The following is a 19,469-nucleotide window of genomic DNA, read 5'->3' as shown; positions in this document are numbered from 1 at the left end:
CCCGTGGGGAGAGGTGAAGCCGGATCGCCGACCGGGTCCAAATTCGTCATGCCTGGCCGGCGGCGAACTCCGGCTGCCAGTCGCGCAGTTTCCGCGCTGCACTGGTGACGTCGCCGATAGCTGCAAACGCCCCCGCCTCCACCATCATCGCCCGCGCCAGCCGTACGGCGCGGGCTTCGCTGATCGCCCGCGTGCGCAGGTCCGCGATCAGCTCGAAATCGATGTTGTGGGCGAGCCCGAAGATGCGGCGGATGATTTTTGCGGCTGCGAAGCCGACCGTGTCGGCGAACAGGCGCTGCATGTAGGCCTGCCGTTCGGCTTCCAGCCGTGCGGCGCCCTGCTCGCCGGCAAAGAGCGAGACGGGAAAGGCATCGCCTTCGGCTCCGGCGCGCCAGAGGTCGAGGAATTTGCGGGCGAACTCGCGCCAGACCTGCTCGACCGTCTCCAGCACCCAGACTTCGAATGCGGCGCGCTCGCCCGGCGAGCGCTCGTGGCCGGCGGAGGCGAAATAGGCCATCAGGAGGTTGGCGAGCACGGCCCCGACGTCGAACCCCATCGGGCCGTAGAACGCGAATTCGGGGTCGATCACATGGGTCTCGCTCTCCGTCACCATGATCGAGCCGGTGTGGAGGTCGCCGTGAATCAGCGCCTCGGGGCTTGCCATGAACTTCAGCTTGAGGCGGGAGATCGCCACATGCAGCTCCATGTCATCGCGGAGGCTTGCCGCCAGGCCGTCGAGATACGGCGCGGTCCAGCGGTTCTGCTCGGCGATGCGGTAGGGATCGGTGAAGATCAGGTCCTCGGTGATCTTGCACAGCGCATGGTTGCCGGCGAAGGCCGCGATGCCCTGCTTCTTCTCGGCCGCGGAGAGCGCTAGGTCGGAGGTGAAGAACAAGGTCCTCGCCATGAAGGTGGTGATGTCGTCGACAAAGTGCGGATATTGCGTTGCCGCGACCAACCCCTTGCGCATGATGATGTGGGGCTCGAGCAGCTCCATCATCGTGAGCGCCAGTGCCTCGTTGTGATGCAGCAGCGCCGGCACGAGGCCCGGCGCGAGCTGGGCCTGCTTCGACAGCGCCAGGTATTCGTAATGAGCCCGCGACAGCGGCAGCGGCCAGCTCTCGCCAACGAGGCGGACATAGGGCAGCGCCTGCTTCACCGCGATGCCGCCGCAATTGCCCTTGACAATGAAGACGAGGTTGAGATTGCCGTCGCCGACCTCGGTGATCGCCCAGGATGGCGGCTCGCCGCCGAGCAGTGCCCTAAGCTCCGGCAGGCCTGCGAGATAATCCCGCAACGCCGCCTCATGCAGAATTCGGTAGTCCCCCGCCTGCGCCTCGACCATAACGATCCCATCCCATGTTTGGCGTGGCCGGATCGTTACTCCCGCTCCAGGAAGCTCGAGCCGATCTCGGCCTTTCTTTTGATCGGATCGTAATCACAATAGATGCTATCCGCCACCAGGGTGTAGCTGGCGCTGACGGTGTATTTGTCGAGCTTGACCGAGTTCAGGCCGATCACCGACGTGCTCTTGCCGCCGTTCCATTTGAACGGCGTCGAGCTCTTGGCCTGCTCGCAGGCCATCACGGCTTCGTTGAAGACGTAGCCCTCGACGAACGCCTTCAGGGTGCGCACCTGCACCGCCATCTTCCATTCGACATAGCCGATGGCACCGAGACCGGCGACGATCAGGACCAGAAGCGCAACAACGACCCGCTGAAAAGTCATTCGTCCCCCCAATAAAAAAGCACAAAATTCCAGGCGAGAGGAGCGCGCACGCCTCGTCCTTCGAGACGACCGCTTCGCGGTCTCCTCAGAATGAGGCTAACGGACATCGGCGCGCGTTGGAACTGCTACCGCGCACTCGGTCCTCATCCCTGAGGGCCCGCCAAAGGCCGGCGTCTCGAAGGATGGGCCGCACGGAAACCGCTCGCAAGACTGGGTAGTCCCGCTCAGTTGAGAGATAAGCTAAAACGGCATTCCCATCATCTTCGACAGGCGCTCGATCGACAGATAGCCGGCGTGATAGGCCATCATGCCTAGCCCATAGATGATCGCCGAGATGATCGTGGTCCAGATCAGCTTGCGTCCCATCCGCGTCAGGATTGGCGCGCCAGGATCGGTGCCAGGCGCACCGACGCCGTCCTCATGCTGGCTACGCACGCCGAACGGCAGCGTCAGGAACAGCGCGACCCACCAGATGACGAAGTAGATCGCGATGGCGGTCGATATCTGGATGGCCATGGGGCGGCCTTATGCCTGCTCGATCTCGACCAGCGCGCCGGAAAAATCCTTGGGGTGCAGGAACAGCACCGGCTTGCCGTGGGCGCCGATCTTGGGCACACCGTCGCCGAGCACGCGCGCACCCTCCTTCACCAAGGTGTCGCGCGAGGCGATGATGTCGACGACCTCGTAGCACACATGATGAATGCCGCCGTCGGCGTTGCGCTCGAGGAATTTGGCGATCGGCGAGGCCTCGCCATAGGGCTCGATGAACTCGATCTTGGTGTTAGGCAGCGTCACGAACACGGTAGTGACGCCATGCTCGGGCAGCGCGACGGCTTCCGAAATTTGCACCCCGAACGCCGCGCCATAGATCTTGGCCGCCTTGACAGCGTCCTTGGTCGCGATCGCCACATGGTTGAGCCGGCCCAGCATCTTCCCCTCCTCAAACTGTCAGCACGTGTACCAGACAGGGGGGCTTTTTGCCCCAATGTTCGTTGATCACGGCCCGGACAGCGCGTCGTACCGATTCAGCCAGCGCGTCCGGATCGCGGCGGCGCGGCCGCGGCAGGCTCTCGATGGTAGAGACCACGGCGTCGAAGACGATGTCATCGAAGGCCTCACCCGCCCTGTTCTTCTCGGGGATTCCGACCAGATCGATCTCGGGATCATCGGCGAGCTCGCCCTGCTCCGTCATGGCGACAGCAACGAAGGCGCAACCGGAAAAGGCCATGCGCCGCCGCTCGACCACCGCGCGGGACTTGGAGTCCTCCAAAATCGTGCCGTCCTTGTAGAGACGGCCCGACGGCACCTCGCCGATGATGCCGGGATCGCCGGGACCGAGCTTGACGAGGTCGCCGTTGCGGCAGACCAGCACGCGCGGCACGCCGGCGGCGCGCGCGAGCTTTGCGTGCTCGTGCAGGTGCAGGGCCTCGCCATGGACGGGGATCAGGAGCTGCGGCTTCACCCAGGAGATCAGGTCGCGCAACTCGTCGCGGCGGGGATGGCCGGAGACATGGACCAGATGCTCGCGGTCGGTGATGATCTCGACGCCCTGGAGCACCAGATTGTTGATGATCGAGCCGACCGCTTTCTCGTTGCCGGGAATGGTGCGCGAGGAGAAGATGACGCTGTCGCCGCGGTTGAGCGTGATCTCGGGATGATCGTCATTGGCGATGCGCGCTAGCGCCGCGCGCGGCTCACCCTGACTGCCGGTGCACAGCGCCAGCACCTTGTCCTGCGGAAGATGGCCGTAAATGTCGGGTGAGCGGAAATTCTGCACGCCGTCGAGATAACCGGTCTCGCGCGCGACCTGCACCACGCGCTCCATGGCGCGGCCGACCACGACAACCTCGCGGTCGGCGGCTTTCGCAGCCTCAGCCACGGCCTTGATGCGGGCGACGTTGGAGGCGAACGTCGTCACCGCTACGCGGCCCTTGGCGGCCTTGACCAGATCGATAATGGTTCTGGCGACCTCGGCCTCCGACGGCGAGCGGCCGTCGCGCACGGCGTTGGTGGAATCGCCGATCAGGGCGAGCACGCCCTCCTCGCCCAGCTCGCGCAGGCGCTTCTCGTCGGTCGGGGCCCCCAGCGTCGGGGTCGGGTCGATCTTCCAGTCGCCGGTGTGCAGCACGATGCCGACCTCGGTGTGGATCGCCAGCGCGTGCGCTTCCGGAATCGAGTGCGCCATCGGGATGAACTCGACGTTGAACGGGCCGACATCGACGCGGCCCCCCGACGGGACCACCGTCACCGGAATGTTCGGAGCACCGCGCTCGGCGGCGCATTTGGCCTCGAACAACGCCGCGCTGAACTTGGTTGCGTAGATCGGGCATTGCAGCTTCGGCCAGAGATCGATGATGGCGCCGAAATGATCCTCATGGGCGTGGGTCAGCACCAGACCCATCAGATTCTTGCGTTCCTTCTCCAGGAAAGAGATGTCCGGCATGATCAGGTCGATGCCCGGCAGGTGCTCCTCGTCGCCGAAGGAGACGCCGAGATCGACCGCGAGCCAGGCGCGCTGGTGGCGGTTGCCGAGGCCGTAGATCGACAGGTTCATGCCGATCTCGCCGACACCGCCGAGTGGCGCAAACACGAGTTCGTCGGGCCTCGCCATCACGCAGCTCCCACGGAGGCGGCCGGGCCGAAGAACACCTCGCCCGCTGCGACCGGCACCCGCCGCCCCTCCGCGGTGCGGACGATCAGGCAGCCGGTGTCATCGATGGTGTCAAAAATGCCTTCCAGCGTCGTCGCCCCTGTGTGGATTGCGACCTTCTCGCCGAGACCGGCTGCGCGTTGCAGCCAGAGCCTGCGGATCTCGGCAAAGCCGCGGCCATTGTCCCAGATCCCGCGGAACTCGACCCAGGCGTCGGACAGGGCGGCAAACAACTCCTCCGCGCTGATCTGGACACCGAGCGCGGCCAGCGACACCGCCGGCGTCGGCGTGCCCTCGGGCGCGGCGACGACATTGGTTCCGATGCCGACGACCACAGCAAGGCGATCGCCAATGGCCTCGGCCTCGAGCGCAATGCCGACCAGCTTCTTGCCGCCGGCAAGCACGTCGTTCGGCCATTTCAGGGCATAGCGGGGACGACCCTCGCCGAGGCGGAGCGCCGCCTCCAGGCTGACCTTCTCGAGCGCCGTCTCCTCCGCGAGCCCGGCGGCAAAGCCGAGCGTCGCGGCGACGGCAGGGGCGACGTCCATGACTTCGAGGATGCTGGCAGCGAGATTGCCCCGAGGCGCGATCCAGGCGCGCTGGCGCCGGCCGCGGCCGGCGGTCTGCTCGGACGTGACGAACCACATCGGGCCGCGTTCGCCGGCGCGGGCGTGCTCGATCGCGTCGGTATTGGTCGAGCCGGTCCGTTCGAAGGCCGCGAGCTTGTAGCCCGCCGATTGTGCACGAGGACCGAGCGCGAACCCCATTCTAGAACAGCGACTTTGCCGCGGCGGAGGCGACGCTCACGACGGGCCCCGCGAACAGCGCAAACAGCAGGTTGAACAAGCCCGCGACCGCCAGCACCGTCCGCACCTCGATCCTAACAGGATCGACCTGGCCGGCCGGCTCGTCAAAGTACATCGTTTTGACGATGGCGAGATAGTAGTAGGCGCCGACGACGCTGGTCAGCACGCCGATGACAGCGAGCGTGAACAGGTTCGCCTTGATGGCAGCGACGAAGACGTACCATTTCGCGAAGAAGCCGGCGAGCGGCGGGATGCCGGCGAGCGAGAACAGCAGCATCGCGAACATGAAGGCGAGCAGCGGATTGGTCCGCGATAGACCTGCGAAATCGCTGATCTGCTCCACGGCCTGGCCGTTGCGCCGCATGGCAAGGATGATCGAGAACGAGCCGAGCGTCATCGCGACATAGATCACGATGTACATCAACACGCCTTGCGCACCTTCGACCGTGCCGGAGGCGAGGCCGACCAGCGCGAAGCCCATGTGGCCGATCGAAGAGTACGCCATCAGGCGCTTGATGTTGCTCTGGCCGATCGCGGCGAAGGAGCCGAGCGCCATCGAGGCGATCGCCACGAACACCAGGATCTGCTGCCACTGCGAGACGATGCCGGGGAATGCGGTTAGCGTGACGCGGGTGAAGACCGCAAGCGCGGCCACCTTCGGCGCCGAGGCGAAGAAGGCGGTAACCGGCGTCGGCGCGCCTTCATATACGTCCGGCGTCCACATGTGGAACGGCACGGCGGAGACCTTGAAGCAGAGGCCGGCGAGCAGGAAGACCAGGCCAAAGACGAGGCCGACATTCGAGACCGTCGCTGCCGATGCGATGCCGGTGAAGCTGACCGTGCCGGTGAAGCCATAGACCAGCGAGGCGCCGTAGAGCAGCATGCCCGAGGACAGCGCGCCGAGCACAAAATACTTCAGGCCGGCTTCGGTCGACTTGGCATTGTCGCGGTTCGAGGCCGCCACGACATAGAGCGCCAGCGACATCAATTCGAGGCCGAGATAGAGCGAGATCAGATCGCCGGCCGAGATCAGCACCATCATGCCGAGCGTCGAGAGCAGCACCAGGATCGAATATTCGAAGATCCGCCGCGACGGATCGGACAGGAACTCGGTCGAGAGCACCAGTGTCACCGCCGAGCCGATCAAGGCCAGGATCTTCATGAAGCGGGCGAAATCGTCGACGATGAAGCTGCCGCCGAAAGTGACCTGCTTGCCCGCGGGCTGCATGTAGACGAGCGCGCCGACTACGATGAGCAGCACCACCGCCAGCGAGGTGACGGTCTTGGTCGTCCCCTGCCCGCGATAGGCTCCCAGCATCAGGAGCGCCATCGCGCCGACCGCGAGCACGAGCTCGGGCAGCACCGGCGCCAATTGATATCCTGCAGTCTCAAAGCTCATGGCGATATCCTGACCTGCCCGATCACTGGAGCAGTGCGGCGGCCTTCACGGCCGTCACAGCGGTGTTGTAGTTGTTGACGAGTTGCTGGACCGAGGCGGCCGACATGTCGAGCACCGGCTTCGGATAGACACCGAACAGGATCGTCAGCGCAATCAGCGGGAACAGCGTCACGCATTCACGCAAGGTGAGATCTTTCATGCTCATCAGCGACGGCTTGACCAGCGCCCCGAACACGACCTTGCGGTAGAGCCACAGCGCGTAACCTGCCGACAGGATCACGCCGAAGGTGGCGAAGAACGCGGTCGGGATCGAGACCTTGAAGGTGCCGAGCAGCGTCATGAACTCGCCGACGAAGCCGCTCGTCCCGGGCAGACCGACATTGGCCATGGTGAAGACCATGAAGGTCATCGCGTAGAGCGGCATCCGGTTGACGAGGCCGCCATAGGCCGCGATCTCGCGGGTGTGCAGGCGGTCGTAGACGACACCGACGCAGAGGAACAGCGCACCGGAGACGATGCCGTGCGAGATCATCTGGAACATGCCGCCGGCGACGCCCTGCATGGTGCCGGCGAAGATGCCCATTGTGACGAAGCCCATATGCGCCACGGACGAGTACGCGATCAGCTTCTTCATGTCCTCCTGCATCAACGCCACCAGCGAGGTGTAGATGATGGCGATGGCCGAGAGCGTGAAGATCAGCGGCGCGAAGTCATGCGAGGCCAGCGGGAACATCGGCAGCGAGAAGCGCAGGAAGCCGTAGCCGCCCATCTTCAAGAGGATCGCGGCAAGGACGACCGAGCCCGCGGTCGGCGCCTCGACGTGCGCGTCGGGCAGCCAGGTGTGCACCGGCCACATCGGCATCTTCACCGCGAACGAGGCGAAGAAGGCCAGCCACGCCCAGGTCTGCAAGGAGCGCGGCACGGCGGTGTGCATCAGGGTCGGGATATCGGTGGTGCCGCCGTTCCAATACAGCGCCATGATGGCGAGCAGCATCAAGACCGAGCCGAGCAGCGTGTAGAGGAAGAACTTAAATGACGCATAGACCCGGCGCGGACCGCCCCAGACGCCGATGATCAGGAACATCGGGATCAGGCCGCCTTCAAAGAACAGGTAGAACAGCACGAGATCGAGCGCCGAGAAGGTGCCGATCATCAGCGTTTCCAGGATCAGGAACGCCATCATGTATTCGCGGACGCGGTTCGTAACCGCCTTCCAGCTCGCAATGATGCAGAACGGCATGATCGCGGTGGTCAGGATCACGAGCGGCAGCGAAATGCCGTCGACGCCCATGTGGTAGGTGATGCCGGTGGCGAGCCAGTTCGCCTTCTCGACGAACTGGAAGTCGGGGTTTGCGGGATCGAAGCGCATGACCAGGATCACCGACACCGCAAAGGTGATCAGCGTGGTCCAGAGCGCAATCCAGCGCGAGTTGCGCTTGGCCGCCTCGTCATCGCCGCGGCTGAGATAGACGATCAGCGCTCCGACCAGCGGCAGGAACGTCGTGACCGAAAGGATGGGCCAGGTTGTCATTTACTGGCCTCCAAAGCCGAACATGAACCAGGTGATCAGGCTGGCGGCGCCGATCAGCATGGCGAATGCGTAGTGATAGAGATAGCCGGTCTGGATCTTCACGACGTTGCGAGTGACGTCCAGGACCCGCGCCGAGATGCCGTCGGGACCGAGTCCGTCGATGATGAAGCCATCGCCCTTCTTCCAGAGCTGATAACCAATCCACTTCGCCGGACGGACAAAGATGATGTCGTAGAGCTCGTCGAAGTACCATTTGTTGAGCAGGAACTGGTACAGCATCGGCTGCGTCTTCGCGAGCTCGACCGGCAGATAGGGCGCGCGGATATAGAACAGGTACGACACCAGGAAGCCCAGCACCATCATCACCGTCGGCAGGAAGGCGATGGTCTCGGGGATGTGGTGCATCTCCTCGATGATGTGCGGGTTCATCTTCACGGATTCGCGGAAGAACTCCTCGATGCCGTGGCCGGCGAACAGCTCCTTGAACGGCAAGCCGGCGACGAATGAGCCGACCGCGAGCACGCCGATCGGGATCAGCATCCAGATCGGAGCCTCATGCGCGGCCTCGTAATGATGCTCGTCATGCGGTTCGCCGTGGAAGGTCTTGAAGATCAGGCGCCAGGAGTAGAACGAGGTCAGGCCCGCGGCAGCGACCGTCATCAGGAAGCCGTAGACGCCGAACGGGTTGTGCGCGGCGTAGGCGGACTCGATGATCGCATCCTTGGAGAAGTAGCCGGCGGTGAGTGGGAAGCCGGTCAGGGCCAGCGTGCCGACCACCATCACCGCGTAGGTGTAAGGGATCTTGCGCCAGAGGCCGCCCATGTTGCGGATGTCCTGCTCGTGGTGCATCGCGTAGATCACCGAGCCGGAACCCAAGAACAGCAGCGCCTTGAAGAAGGCGTGGGTGAACAGGTGGAACATGCCGACCGAATAGGCGCCGGCTCCCATCGCCACGAACATGTAGCCGAGCTGCGAACAGGTCGAATAGGCGACGATGCGCTTGATGTCGTTCTGGACGAGGCCGATGGTCGCCGCGAAGAACGCGGTGGTGGCGCCGAAGAACATCACGACGGCCTGAGCGTTCGGGGCGAGCTCGAACAGCGGCGACAGCCGCGCCACCATGAACACGCCCGCAGTGACCATGGTCGCGGCGTGAATGAGCGCGGAGACCGGCGTCGGACCCTCCATCGCGTCCGGCAACCAGGTGTGCAGCAGGAACTGCGCCGACTTGCCCATCGCGCCCATGAAGAGCAGCAGGCAGGTCAGGGTCAGCGCGTCGGCGTGCCAGCCGAGGAAGTCGATGGTCTTGCCGGTCAGGCCGGGTGCGGCATGGAAGATGGTCTCGAAGTCGGTCGAGCCGACCAGCATGAAGATCGCGAAGATGCCGAGCGCGAAGCCGAAATCGCCGACGCGGTTGACCACGAAGGCCTTGATCGCCGCCGCATTCGCTGACGGCTTCTGGTACCAGAATCCGATCAGGAGATAGCTGGCCAGACCCACGCCTTCCCAGCCGAAGAACAGCTGCACGAGGTTGTCCGCGGTCACCAGCATCAGCATCGCGAAGGTGAACAGCGAGAGATAGCCGAAGAAGCGCGGCCGGTTCGGGTCCTCGTCCATGTAGCCGATGGAATAGAGGTGCACGAGCGAGGACACGGTGGTCACCACCACCAGCATCACGGCCGTCAGCGTGTCGACCCGCAGCGTCCACCAGACCTGGAGGTCGCCGGAGAAGATCCAGGGCAGCAGCTGGATGCGCGCGTCGTGGTGCATGAAACCGACATCGACCAGCGTCATCCAGGACAAGGCCGCCGACACAAACAAGAGCGCGGTCGTGATCAGCTCGGCGCCGCGCGAGCCCGCGGCCGGCGGCTCAGTCGGGCCGTGGCCATGATCGTCATGTCCGTCGCCGGGCTCGTGATGGGTTTCGTGGATGACGGACGCATCCTCGTTGATCGTATCGGACGCATGGGCGTGCGCGCCGTGGCCGTGGTCCCCGTGATGCTCGACCTCGTCACCCGAGGGGTTGCGGGCGTGCGCGCCCACGAGCGCGATCAGGCCAGCCAGAATGGCGCCCAGCAGAGGCAGGAAAACGATTGCCTGAACCATTTGAGAGCTCAGCCCTTCATCAGATTGACGTCCTCAACCGCGATCGAGCCGCGGTTGCGGAAATAGACCACCAGGATGGCGAGACCGATCGCGGCTTCGGCGGCGGCGACGGTCAGCACCAAAAGCGCGAAGACCTGGCCGACGATGTCGCCGAGGAAGGTCGAGAACGCCACGAGGTTGATGTTGACCGAGAGCAGGATCAGCTCGATCGACATCAGGATGACGATGATGTTCTTGCGGTTCAGGAAGATGCCGAGGATGCCGAGCGTGAACAGGATCGCGCCGACCGCCAGATAGTGTCCGAGCCCGATCGTCATTTCACCCACTCCGCCGCGTCGGCATCCGAAAGCCCCTGCCCCGGCGCCACCTTGCGCATCGCCATCGCCATTTCCGGCGTGCGCGCGTTCTGAACGTTGATGTCCTGCCGCTTCACGCTCGCCTTGTGACGCAGCGTCAGCACGATGGCGCCGATCATGGCGACCAGCAGCACCATGCCCGAGAGCTGGAAGTAGTGGATGTACTTCGTATAGAGCACGAGACCGAGCGCCTCGGTGTTGCTGACATTGGCCGGGATCGCCGCCGTGATCGTCTTGCTGACGCTCGGATTGATGACCCAGAAGCCGACGGTGAGCAGCAGCTCGAACAGGAAGATGCCGCCGACCACGAGGCCGACAGGCAAGTACTCGATGAAGCCCTCGCGCAGCTCGAGGAAGTCGACGTCGAGCATCATGATCACGAACAGGAACAGCACCGCGACGGCGCCGACATAGACGACGATCAGGATCATCGCCAGGAATTCGGCACCCATCAGCACGAACAGACCGGAGGCGTTGACGAAGGCCAGGATCAGGTACAGCACGGAGTGCACGGGATTGCGCGACACAATCACCATCACCGCCGACGCGACGCAGACGCTGGCGAACAGATAGAAGAACAGCGCGGGAAGGATCATACTCTCATCTCACCGGTACGGCGCGTCGAGCTCGATCGCTTTCGCGATCTCGCGTTCCCAGCGGTCGCCATTGGCGAGCAGCTTGGCCTTGTCATAGAACAGCTCCTCGCGGGTCTCGGTCGCGAACTCAAAGTTCGGACCTTCGACGATGGCGTCGACCGGACAGGCCTCCTGGCAGAGGCCACAATAGATGCACTTCACCATGTCGATGTCGTAGCGCACGGTGCGGCGGGTGCCGTCGTTGCGGCGCGGGCCGGCCTCGATGGTGATGGCCTGCGCCGGGCAGACCGCTTCGCACAGCTTGCAGGCGATGCAGCGTTCTTCGCCGTTCGGATAGCGGCGCAGCGCATGCTCGCCGCGGAAGCGCGGCGAGATCGGGCCCTTCTCGAACGGGTAGTTCAGCGTCGGCTTCGGCTGGAAGAAATAGCGCATGGCGAGGAAGAACGCCGAGACGAATTCCGACAGCAGAAGCGAGCGTGCAGTGGCGTTGACGTTGATACCCATGACGGCCCTCACTTCGGCGCGATGCCGGCGAAATGCAGCACGCCGGCCACCACGATCACCATCGCCAGCGAGATCGGCAGGAACACCTTCCAGCCGAGACGCATCAGTTGATCGTAGCGGTAGCGCGGCACGATCGCCTTGGCCATCGCGAACAGGAAGAACATGAAGAATAGTTTCAGGGAGAACCAGATGATCCCCGGCACCCAGTTGAAGGGCGGCAGGTCGACCGGCGGCAGCCAGCCTCCGAGGAACAGGATCGTCGCCATCGCGCACATCGTGACGATCGCGACATACTCGCCGAGCATGAACAAGAGGTACGGCGTCGAGCCGTATTCGACCATGAAGCCCGCGACGAGCTCGGATTCGGCTTCGACGAGGTCGAAGGGCGGACGGTTGGTTTCTGCCAGCGCCGAGACGTAGAACACCACGAACATCGGGAACAGCGGCCAGACGTACCAGTTCAGGATGGTGAGCTGCGGCAGCCCGATCAGGCTGGCAAGGCCGCGCGCATGCTGAGCCTCGACCACGGCCGACAGGTTCAGCGTGCCGGCGCAGAGCAGCACCGTGATGATGACGAAGCCGATCGAGACCTCGTACGACACCATCTGCGCCGCCGAGCGCAGCGCGGCCAGGAACGGGTATTTCGAGTTCGACGACCAGCCGGCCATAATGATGCCGTAGATCGATAGCGACGAGATCGCGAAGATGAAAAGGATGCCGACATTGATGTCGGAGATCACCCAGCCGAGATTGGTCGGGATCACGGCCCAGGCGGCGAGCGCGAGCACGCAGGAGACCAGCGGTGCCAGCAGGAATACGCCCTTGTTGGCGCCGGCAGGGATGATCGGCTCCTTCAGCACGAACTTGAGCAAGTCCGCGAAGGACTGGAGCAGGCCCCAGGGTCCGACCACGTTCGGGCCGCGCCGGATCTGCACCGCCGCCCAGATCTTGCGGTCGGCGAGCAGGATATAGGCGATCGCGACCAAGAGGACAACAAGCACCAGCACGCTCTCGGCGACCATGATGATCAATGGCCAGAGGAAACCGGTCCAGAATGCGCTTTCGAAGAATTCCATCAGATCACGCTCACTCCGCTGCGGTCAGCATGTGCCCGGAGGCGAGGCGCGAACATTCTGCCATCACGGCGGACGCACGCGCGATTGGGTTGGTCAGGTAGAAGTCCTCGACCAGCGGCTTGAACGGCGCCTTCTCGGGCGAGCCGCCCTTCCCCGCCAGCTTCTTGATCTGGTCGGCGGAACCGGCCTCGATCTGGTCGAGACGGATCAGATGCGGCACGGCCTTGAAGATAGCCTGGCGAAGCTGCGCGAGCGAGTCATAGCCGAGCTTCTTGCCGAGCGCTTCCGACAGCGCACGAATGATCGCCCAGTCCTCGCGAGCTTCGCCCGGCGGGAACGCGGCGCGGCCAGTCATCTGCACCCGACCTTCGGTGTTGACATAGATCGCCGACTTCTCGGTGTAGGCGGCGGCCGGCAGGATGACGTCGGCGCGATGCGCGCCGCGGTCGCCATGGGTGCCGATATAGACGACGAAGGTGCCGTCCGGCGCCTTGATCTCGTCTGCGCCGAGCAGGAATAGCAGGTCAAGCGTTCCGAACGTGGTCATCTGCGCCGCGTTGAGCCCGCCCGCCGTGGCGGAGAAGCCGATGTCGAGCGCACCGACGCGCGAGGCGGTCTCGTGCAGCACGCCAAAGCCGTTCCAGCCGTCCTTCACCGCGCCAACGTCGAGCGCGAGCTTGGCGCTCGCGGCGAGAATGGCGGCGCCGTCGTGACGCGAGGCCGCGCCCGCGCCGACCAGGATGATCGGCGTCTTGGCGTCCTTCAGCACCTCCATGAAGGAGTGCTTGCCGGCCGCCAGATCACTGAGCGTCTCGGTGCCCGCGCCGAGATGGTCGTAGTGATAGGTCAGGTCAGCCTTGGGGCCGATCAGGCCGACCTTGAAGCCGCCGGCGCGCCAGCGCTTGCGGATGCGGGCGTTGAACACCACCGCCTCTTTCCGAGGATTGGCGCCGATGATGAGCAGCGCGTCGGCCTGCTCCACGCCTGCCAGCGTCGGGTTGAAGATGTAGGCGCCGCGGCCGAGCGCGGGATCGAAGGCGTCGCCGCCCTGCACCGCCAGATTGGTCGAGCCATACTTGGCGAGCAGATCCTTTAGCGCGAACATCTCCTCGACGCCGGCGAGGTCGCCGGCGATCGCGCCGATGCGCTTGCCGTCGGTGCGCGCCGCCTTGGCGGCGATGGCGGCGAAGGCCTCGGGCCAGCTCGCCGCGCGCAGCTTGCCGGCTTCGCGGATATAGGGCCGGTCGAGGCGCTGGGTGCGCAAACCGTCGACGACGTGGCGCGTCTTGTCGGAGATCCACTCCTCGTTCACGGCCTCGTTGATGCGCGGCAGGATACGCATCACCTCGCGGCCGCGGGTGTCGACGCGGATCGCCGATCCCAGGCCGTCCATCACGTCAATCGACTGGGTCTTGCCGAGCTCCCAGGGACGCGCCGCAAACGCATAAGGCTTGGAAGTCAGCGCGCCGACCGGGCAGATGTCGACGAGATTGCCCTGCAATTCCGACGTCAGCGCATGCTCGAGATAGGTCGTGATCTCCATGTCCTCGCCGCGCCCGGTCGCGCCCATCTCAGGGGCGCCGGCCACTTCCGCCGAGAAGCGGACGCAGCGCGTGCACTGGATGCAGCGGTTCATCGAGGTCTTGACCAGCGCGCCGAGATATTTGTCCTCGACCGCGCGCTTGTTCTCGGCAAAGCGGCTGGTGTCGACACCATAGCCCATCGCCTGGTCCTGGAGGTCGCACTCGCCGCCCTGGTCGCAGATCGGGCAATCCAGCGGATGGTTGATGAGAAGGAATTCCATCACGCCTTCGCGCGCCTTCTTCACCATCGGCGAACGCGTCGAAATCTCCGGCGGCTCGCCCTTGGGGCCCGGACGGCAGTCGCGCACGCCCCAGGCGCAGCTCGCGACCGGCTTCGGGCCGCCCTTCACTTCGACGAGGCACATCCGGCAATTGCCGGCGATCGACAGCCGCTCGTGATAGCAGAAGCGCGGAATCTCGGCGCCCGCGGCCTCACACGCCTGAAGCAGCGTATATTCGGCGGGGACATCGATCTCTTTGCCGTCGATGATGAGCTTGGTCATACCTTAAGTCTTTCTCAGTGCGGCTGATCGACCAGATCGAGACGCCGCTCGATACGGTCCAGCCGTTCTTCAACGCGATCGATCCGTGGGTCGATGCCCGCAATGGCGATCTCGACCTGCGCCAGCCTCAAATCAATGTGGCCCATTCTCTCTTCAACGTTGGTGACGCGGGTCTTCAGATCGCTCACATCCGCGGACACGCGATCGAGCTTTTCGTCGATCCGACGAAGATAAACGAGCACGATGTTGTCCGGCTGGTCGGTCATCGCCCTACTCCGCCGCGACCATGTGCACGGGATCGCGGACGCCGATATCGTCGACATCGGCCTTGTGGGAATACTGGTCGATGCGCGCTTCGATCTCGTGACGGAAATGCGCGATAAGGCCCTGGATCGGCCAGGCCGCCGCATCGCCGAGCGCGCAGATGGTGTGGCCCTCGACCTGCTTCGTCACCTCCAGCAGCATGTCGATCTCGCGCTTATGCGCACGGCCCTCGGCCATGCGGGTCAGCACGCGCCACATCCACCCCGTGCCCTCGCGGCACGGCGTGCACTGGCCACAGCTCTCATGCTTGTAGAAATAGGAGATGCGAGCGATCGCACGGATCAAATCGGTCGACTTGTCCATCACGATCACGGCCGCGGTGCCGAGGCCCGAGCGCAGCTTGCTCAAGCTGTCGAAATCCATCGGCGTGTCGATGATCTGCTCGGCCGGCACCATGCGCACCGACGAGCCGCCGGGGATCACGGCCTTGAGATTGTCCCAGCCGCCGCGGATGCCGCCGCAATGCTTGTCGATCAGCTCACGGAACGGAATGCCCATGGCCTCTTCGACGTTGCAGGGCCGCTCGACATGGCCGGAGATGCAGAAGAGTTTGGTGCCGACATTGTTCGGACGGCCGATGCCGGCGAACCAGGCCGCGCCACGGCGCAGAATGTCCGGCGCGACGGCGATCGACTCGACGTTGTTGACGGTGGTCGGGCAGCCGAACAGACCGACATTGGCCGGGAACGGCGGCTTCAGCCGTGGCTGGCCCTTCTTGCCCTCGAGGCTTTCGAGCAGCGCGGTCTCCTCGCCGCAGATATAGGCCCCGGCGCCGTGCGCGACATAGATGTCGAACGGCCAGCCGTTGACATTGTCCTTGCCGACCAGCTTGGCCTCATAGGCCTGGTCGATCGCGGCCTGGAGACGTTCGCGCTCGCGGATGAACTCGCCGCGGACGTAGATGTAGCAGGCATGCGCATTCATCGCGAAGCTTGCGATCAGGCAGCCCTCGACCAACAGGTGCGGATCATGCCGCATGATCTCGCGGTCCTTGCAGGTGCCGGGCTCGGATTCGTCGGCATTGACGACGAGATAGCTCGGCCGGCCGTCGGTCGATTCCTTCGGCATGAACGACCATTTCAGGCCGGTGGGAAAGCCGGCGCCGCCGCGGCCGCGGAGCCCCGAGGCCTTCATCTCGTTGATGATCCAGTCGCGGCCCTTATCGACGATGGCCTTGGTGCCATCCCAGGCGCCGCGGCGCCGCGCGCCCTCGAGCCCCCAATCGTGGAGGCCGTAGAGGTTCTTGAAGATGCGGTCCTTGTCCTCGAGCATTTCAGTGCTTTCCGATCAACGATTGGACTGCTTGTAGGCAAGTCCGGCGGCGCAGACGCCAAACGTCAGCGCCCAGAGCAGGCTGGATTCCAGCGATGCGTTCAGGCTGAAACGCTGCAGCAGGAAGATGAACACGGCCGCCACGGCGGCGTGCATGGCGATGAAGCCCCACTTCTTCACGGCACCGCTCCCCTGCACTGAACGCGACGAGAGATCACGCATCAGGTGACCTCCTTCAGCGTGGTCGGCCCGGTGATCGGCGCCGAGAACTGGCGGCCGTTCTGCGGACCCGGCTTGGGCGGATTGCCCGAAGCAAAACCGTCGAGCACCTTGCCGAAGCTCTCCTTGGTCAGGTCCTCATAGGTGTCCTTACCGATCAGCACCATCGGCGCGTTCACGCAGGCCCCCAGGCACTCCACCTCTTCCCAGCTGAAATTGCCGTCCTTGGACAGATGGAAGGGCTCGTGATGGATGCGGTGCTCGCACACATGGATTAGATCCTCGGCACCGCGCAGGCGGCACGGCGTGGTGCCGCAAACCTGGACGTGGGCCTTCTTGCCGACCGGCGCGAGCTGGAACATCGTGTAGAAGGTCGCGACTTCCAGCACGCGGATATAGGGCATGTCGAGCATGTCGGCGATCACGCGGATTGCGGCTTCCGAGACCCAGCCCTCGTTCTGCTCCTGCGCGCGCCAGAGGATGGCGATGACAGCGGAGGCCTGGCGTCCGGCCGGATATTTCGCGATCTGCTGCCTGGCGAATGCGAGGTTCTCCGCCGTGAACGCAAAGCTCGCGGGCTGGACTTCCTTCGGTGCTAATCGGCGAACGGACATGGCTTCAATCTCTCATTGCATGCGGCGCGCGGTCTTGGCATTCGGGTTCTTGGCGTTCAGGTTCTTGGCATTCAGGGCTTCGATCCTGTCCTGCCAGAATGCGCTCGCGGTGCCGAAAACGTTGTAGCCGACGTGGGTCGAGACCTTGATGCGGTCGAGGATCGACAGCTCGGTCACGGTCTCCATCCGGTTGCTGCGCGGATCGAACACGATCAGCTTCAGCGGGGTCTGTTCGAGGATGTAGCGCGACACGGCATGGGAGCGGTCGCTGCCGTGCTCCTCGCACATGATGACGCTGTCGGCCTGGAGCAGCCGGGCCCCGCCCTTGATCGCCTCGATCTCGACGCCCTCGACGTCGAGCTTGATCAGGTACTTGCCAGCGGCGGCAACCTTGCCATCGTCGATCAGGTCGTCGAGCGCGATGACAGGCACCTCCTCGCCGCCCGCGGAGGGATTGCCGGCGATGCTGAAGGCCTCGTGCTTGGTGCCGGATAGCCGCGCGGTGCCGCGGGCTGCGCCGATCGCGCACTTCATCGTCTCGAAGCGGTTGCCGTTGACGCGGGCGTTGTTGGCGAGCTTCGGATAGTTCTGGCCCGACGGCTCGATCGCGATCGCCTTGTGCGAACCGAACGGCCTGCTCGACACCAGCACCGACCAGTAGCCGTAATTGGCGCCGCAATCGAGCAGCGTGTAGTCGACGTCGACGGAGTCGGAAAACAACAGCTCGAGCTCGTCCTCGTAATTGTAGGAGCGGTTGAGCAGCTTGCTCCAATAACCGTCGCCGTAAGGAAATTCGAATACCGCGTCGGGATTGAGCCTGATCGCGATGTTGCGCTCGGGCAGCGTCTTCCGCAGCAGGTTCGCGCAGGCGATGTAGCCCATATGCGAAAAGTGCGACGAGATCTTCGATCCTGTAACTAGCGCCAAGGCAGCCGTCCGCTCCCACAGGTTGGCCCCTTCAAGGGCCCCCGAGGCACGGTCAAACTGAATTGGCGCCTGCGCCATCACCGATCGACCTCTCCGAACACGATGTCGAGGGAGCCGAGGATGGCCGAGACGTCGGCGAGCAGATGGCCGCGGCAGATGTGGTCCATGGCCTGGAGATGGGCAAAGCCCGGCGCGCGGATCTTGCACTTGTAGGGCTTGTTGGTGCCGTCGGAGACGAGATAGACGCCGAACTCGCCCTTCGGCGCCTCGACCGCAGCATAGACTTCGCCGGCCGGCACGTGGACGCCTTCGGTGTAGAGCTTGAAGTGGTGGATCAGCGCTTCCATCGAGCGCTTCATCTCGCCGCGGCGCGGCGGCGCGACCTTGTTGTCGGCGACGACGATGGGCCCCTTGCCATCGGGCGCGTTCAGCTTCTGGATGCACTGCTTCATGATGCGCACGGACTGGCGCATCTCTTCCATGCGGATCAGGTAGCGATCGTAGCAGTCGCCGTTCTTGCCGATTGGAATGTCGAAATCCATCTCGGCGTAGCATTCATAGGGCTGCGACTTGCGCAGGTCCCAGGCTGCACCCGAGCCGCGCACCATCACGCCCGAAAAGCCCCACTCCCAGGCTTCCTTGAGCGGCACGACGCCGATGTCGACGTTGCGCTGCTTGAAGATGCGGTTGGCGGTGAGCAGGCGATCGAGGTCGTCCACCACTTTCAGGAACGGATCGCACCAGGCCTCGATGTCGTCGACCAGCTTCTGCGGCAGGTCCTGGTGCACGCCGCCGACGCGGAAATAGGCGGCATGCATGCGGCTGCCCGAAGCGCGCTCGTAGAACACCATCAGCTTCTCGCGCTCTTCGAAACCCCACAGCGGCGGGGTCAGCGCGCCGACATCCATGGCCTGCGTGGTGACGTTGAGCAGATGCGACAGGATGCGGCCGATCTCGCAATAGAGCACGCGGATCAGCTGGCCGCGGCGCGGCACCTCGATGCCGAGCAGCTTTTCGGCAGCGAGGCAGAACGCGTGCTCCTGGTTCATCGGCGCGACGTAGTCGAGCCGGTCAAAATAAGGGATCGCCTGCAGGTAGGTCTTCTGCTCGATCAGCTTCTCGGTGCCGCGGTGAAGAAGGCCGATATGGGGATCGACGCGTTCGACAACTTCGCCGTCCAATTCGAGCACAAGACGCAACACGCCATGGGCCGCGGGATGCTGCGGTCCAAAATTGATGGTGAAGTTGCGGAGATTTTGCGGTTGCTCGTTCATG

At 64.2% G+C, this 19,469-nt stretch carries 20 protein-coding genes; all 20 read right to left on the bottom strand.

Translation table 11 applies throughout. The features are described from left to right. Positions 1–46: 46 nt before the first annotated feature. Complete coding sequence (gene mtnK, locus IVA78_RS09100) at positions 47–1,345, bottom strand: S-methyl-5-thioribose kinase (RefSeq protein WP_247465030.1); 1,299 nt, start codon at positions 1,343–1,345, stop codon at positions 47–49. 35 nt (positions 1,346–1,380) lie between these two features. Continuing rightward, entirely contained in the window at positions 1,381–1,728 is a 348-nt protein-coding gene (locus IVA78_RS09095) for a hypothetical protein (protein ID WP_247277174.1), read from the bottom strand. Between the two features lie 240 nt (positions 1,729–1,968). After that, complete coding sequence (locus tag IVA78_RS09090; RefSeq protein WP_247277173.1) at positions 1,969–2,244, bottom strand: DUF1467 family protein; 276 nt, start codon at positions 2,242–2,244, stop codon at positions 1,969–1,971. A 9-nt stretch (positions 2,245–2,253) separates the two neighbouring features. Next, positions 2,254–2,658: a methylmalonyl-CoA epimerase gene (gene mce, locus IVA78_RS09085; RefSeq protein WP_247277172.1), complete on the bottom strand. Its 405-nt coding sequence runs from the start codon at positions 2,656–2,658 to the stop codon at positions 2,254–2,256. A gap of 10 nt (positions 2,659–2,668) precedes the next feature. Further along, entirely contained in the window at positions 2,669–4,339 is a 1,671-nt protein-coding gene (locus tag IVA78_RS09080) for a ribonuclease J (RefSeq protein ID WP_247465028.1), read from the bottom strand. Further along, on the bottom strand, positions 4,339–5,145 hold the full coding sequence (locus IVA78_RS09075; protein WP_247277170.1) for a biotin--[acetyl-CoA-carboxylase] ligase: 807 nt from the start codon (positions 5,143–5,145) through the stop codon (positions 4,339–4,341). The genes IVA78_RS09080 and IVA78_RS09075 overlap by 1 nt, the downstream gene beginning before the upstream one ends. A 1-nt stretch (position 5,146) precedes the next feature. Beyond that, positions 5,147–6,583, bottom strand: a complete 1,437-nt coding sequence (gene nuoN, locus IVA78_RS09070) for an NADH-quinone oxidoreductase subunit NuoN (RefSeq protein ID WP_247277169.1) — start codon at positions 6,581–6,583, stop codon at positions 5,147–5,149. Positions 6,584–6,605: 22 nt separating this feature from the next. After that, a complete protein-coding gene (locus IVA78_RS09065) occupies positions 6,606–8,114 on the bottom strand; it encodes an NADH-quinone oxidoreductase subunit M (protein ID WP_247277168.1) in 1,509 nt (502 codons plus the stop codon). Next, on the bottom strand, positions 8,115–10,220 hold the full coding sequence (nuoL, locus tag IVA78_RS09060; RefSeq protein WP_247277167.1) for an NADH-quinone oxidoreductase subunit L: 2,106 nt from the start codon (positions 10,218–10,220) through the stop codon (positions 8,115–8,117). Positions 10,221–10,228: 8 nt separating this feature from the next. Continuing rightward, positions 10,229–10,537 (bottom strand): NADH-quinone oxidoreductase subunit NuoK, encoded by a 309-nt coding sequence (nuoK, locus tag IVA78_RS09055; RefSeq protein WP_008547737.1) that lies wholly within the window; start codon positions 10,535–10,537, stop codon positions 10,229–10,231. After that, on the bottom strand, positions 10,534–11,172 hold the full coding sequence (locus IVA78_RS09050; protein ID WP_247277166.1) for an NADH-quinone oxidoreductase subunit J: 639 nt from the start codon (positions 11,170–11,172) through the stop codon (positions 10,534–10,536). Before IVA78_RS09050 ends, nuoK begins: the two co-directional genes overlap by 4 nt. Before the next feature lie 9 nt (positions 11,173–11,181). After that, positions 11,182–11,670, bottom strand: a complete 489-nt coding sequence (nuoI, locus tag IVA78_RS09045; RefSeq protein WP_026202312.1) for an NADH-quinone oxidoreductase subunit NuoI — start codon at positions 11,668–11,670, stop codon at positions 11,182–11,184. Positions 11,671–11,684: 14 nt separating this feature from the next. Continuing rightward, positions 11,685–12,752, bottom strand: coding sequence for an NADH-quinone oxidoreductase subunit NuoH (nuoH, locus tag IVA78_RS09040; protein ID WP_247277165.1), 1,068 nt, complete (start codon positions 12,750–12,752; stop codon positions 11,685–11,687). A 10-nt stretch (positions 12,753–12,762) separates the two neighbouring features. Beyond that, on the bottom strand, positions 12,763–14,838 hold the full coding sequence (gene nuoG / locus IVA78_RS09035; protein WP_247277164.1) for an NADH-quinone oxidoreductase subunit NuoG: 2,076 nt from the start codon (positions 14,836–14,838) through the stop codon (positions 12,763–12,765). A 14-nt stretch (positions 14,839–14,852) separates the two neighbouring features. Further along, positions 14,853–15,104 (bottom strand): hypothetical protein, encoded by a 252-nt coding sequence (locus tag IVA78_RS09030; RefSeq protein WP_247277163.1) that lies wholly within the window; start codon positions 15,102–15,104, stop codon positions 14,853–14,855. Positions 15,105–15,108: 4 nt separating this feature from the next. Next, complete coding sequence (gene nuoF / locus IVA78_RS09025) at positions 15,109–16,434, bottom strand: NADH-quinone oxidoreductase subunit NuoF (protein WP_247277162.1); 1,326 nt, start codon at positions 16,432–16,434, stop codon at positions 15,109–15,111. A 15-nt stretch (positions 16,435–16,449) separates the two neighbouring features. Further along, a complete protein-coding gene (locus tag IVA78_RS09020) occupies positions 16,450–16,656 on the bottom strand; it encodes a hypothetical protein (RefSeq protein WP_247277161.1) in 207 nt (68 codons plus the stop codon). Then, on the bottom strand, positions 16,656–17,267 hold the full coding sequence (gene nuoE / locus IVA78_RS09015) for an NADH-quinone oxidoreductase subunit NuoE (protein ID WP_247277160.1): 612 nt from the start codon (positions 17,265–17,267) through the stop codon (positions 16,656–16,658). Before nuoE ends, IVA78_RS09020 begins: the two co-directional genes overlap by 1 nt. 12 nt (positions 17,268–17,279) lie before the next feature. Next, positions 17,280–18,272: an FkbM family methyltransferase gene (locus IVA78_RS09010; protein ID WP_247277159.1), complete on the bottom strand. Its 993-nt coding sequence runs from the start codon at positions 18,270–18,272 to the stop codon at positions 17,280–17,282. Then, the gene (locus IVA78_RS09005; RefSeq protein WP_247277158.1) at positions 18,272–19,468 is read right to left on the bottom strand and encodes an NADH-quinone oxidoreductase subunit D; all 1,197 of its coding nucleotides are present in this window, start codon (positions 19,466–19,468) and stop codon (positions 18,272–18,274) included. The genes IVA78_RS09010 and IVA78_RS09005 overlap by 1 nt, the downstream gene beginning before the upstream one ends. Position 19,469: the final 1 nt, after the last annotated feature.

The sequence above is a fragment of the Bradyrhizobium sp. 137 genome (genome assembly GCF_023074095.1).
GTDB lineage: Bacteria > Pseudomonadota > Alphaproteobacteria > Rhizobiales > Xanthobacteraceae > Bradyrhizobium.
Note: the sequence above shows the minus strand (reverse complement) of the source record. Positions and strands in the feature narration are given on the sequence as shown.

Excerpts from the sequence above, each read along its gene's own strand:
- mtnK (WP_247465030.1), bottom strand. The coding sequence starts at position 1,345 with ATGGTCGAGGCGCAGGCGGGGGACTACCGAATTCTGCATGAGGCGGCG.
- IVA78_RS09095 (WP_247277174.1), bottom strand. The coding sequence starts at position 1,728 with ATGACTTTTCAGCGGGTCGTTGTTGCGCTTCTGGTCCTGATCGTCGCC.
- IVA78_RS09090 (WP_247277173.1), bottom strand. The coding sequence starts at position 2,244 with ATGGCCATCCAGATATCGACCGCCATCGCGATCTACTTCGTCATCTGG.
- mce (WP_247277172.1), bottom strand. The coding sequence starts at position 2,658 with ATGCTGGGCCGGCTCAACCATGTGGCGATCGCGACCAAGGACGCTGTC.
- IVA78_RS09080 (WP_247465028.1), bottom strand. The coding sequence starts at position 4,339 with ATGGCGAGGCCCGACGAACTCGTGTTTGCGCCACTCGGCGGTGTCGGC.
- IVA78_RS09075 (WP_247277170.1), bottom strand. The coding sequence starts at position 5,145 with ATGGGGTTCGCGCTCGGTCCTCGTGCACAATCGGCGGGCTACAAGCTC.
- nuoN (WP_247277169.1), bottom strand. The coding sequence starts at position 6,583 with ATGAGCTTTGAGACTGCAGGATATCAATTGGCGCCGGTGCTGCCCGAG.
- IVA78_RS09065 (WP_247277168.1), bottom strand. The coding sequence starts at position 8,114 with ATGACAACCTGGCCCATCCTTTCGGTCACGACGTTCCTGCCGCTGGTC.
- nuoL (WP_247277167.1), bottom strand. The coding sequence starts at position 10,220 with ATGGTTCAGGCAATCGTTTTCCTGCCTCTGCTGGGCGCCATTCTGGCT.
- nuoK (WP_008547737.1), bottom strand. The coding sequence starts at position 10,537 with ATGACGATCGGGCTCGGACACTATCTGGCGGTCGGCGCGATCCTGTTC.
- IVA78_RS09050 (WP_247277166.1), bottom strand. The coding sequence starts at position 11,172 with ATGATCCTTCCCGCGCTGTTCTTCTATCTGTTCGCCAGCGTCTGCGTC.
- nuoH (WP_247277165.1), bottom strand. The coding sequence starts at position 12,752 with ATGGAATTCTTCGAAAGCGCATTCTGGACCGGTTTCCTCTGGCCATTG.
- nuoG (WP_247277164.1), bottom strand. The coding sequence starts at position 14,838 with ATGACCAAGCTCATCATCGACGGCAAAGAGATCGATGTCCCCGCCGAA.
- IVA78_RS09030 (WP_247277163.1), bottom strand. The coding sequence starts at position 15,104 with ATGACCGACCAGCCGGACAACATCGTGCTCGTTTATCTTCGTCGGATC.
- nuoF (WP_247277162.1), bottom strand. The coding sequence starts at position 16,434 with ATGCTCGAGGACAAGGACCGCATCTTCAAGAACCTCTACGGCCTCCAC.
- IVA78_RS09020 (WP_247277161.1), bottom strand. The coding sequence starts at position 16,656 with ATGCGTGATCTCTCGTCGCGTTCAGTGCAGGGGAGCGGTGCCGTGAAG.
- nuoE (WP_247277160.1), bottom strand. The coding sequence starts at position 17,267 with ATGTCCGTTCGCCGATTAGCACCGAAGGAAGTCCAGCCCGCGAGCTTT.
- IVA78_RS09010 (WP_247277159.1), bottom strand. The coding sequence starts at position 18,272 with ATGGCGCAGGCGCCAATTCAGTTTGACCGTGCCTCGGGGGCCCTTGAA.
- IVA78_RS09005 (WP_247277158.1), bottom strand. The coding sequence starts at position 19,468 with ATGAACGAGCAACCGCAAAATCTCCGCAACTTCACCATCAATTTTGGA.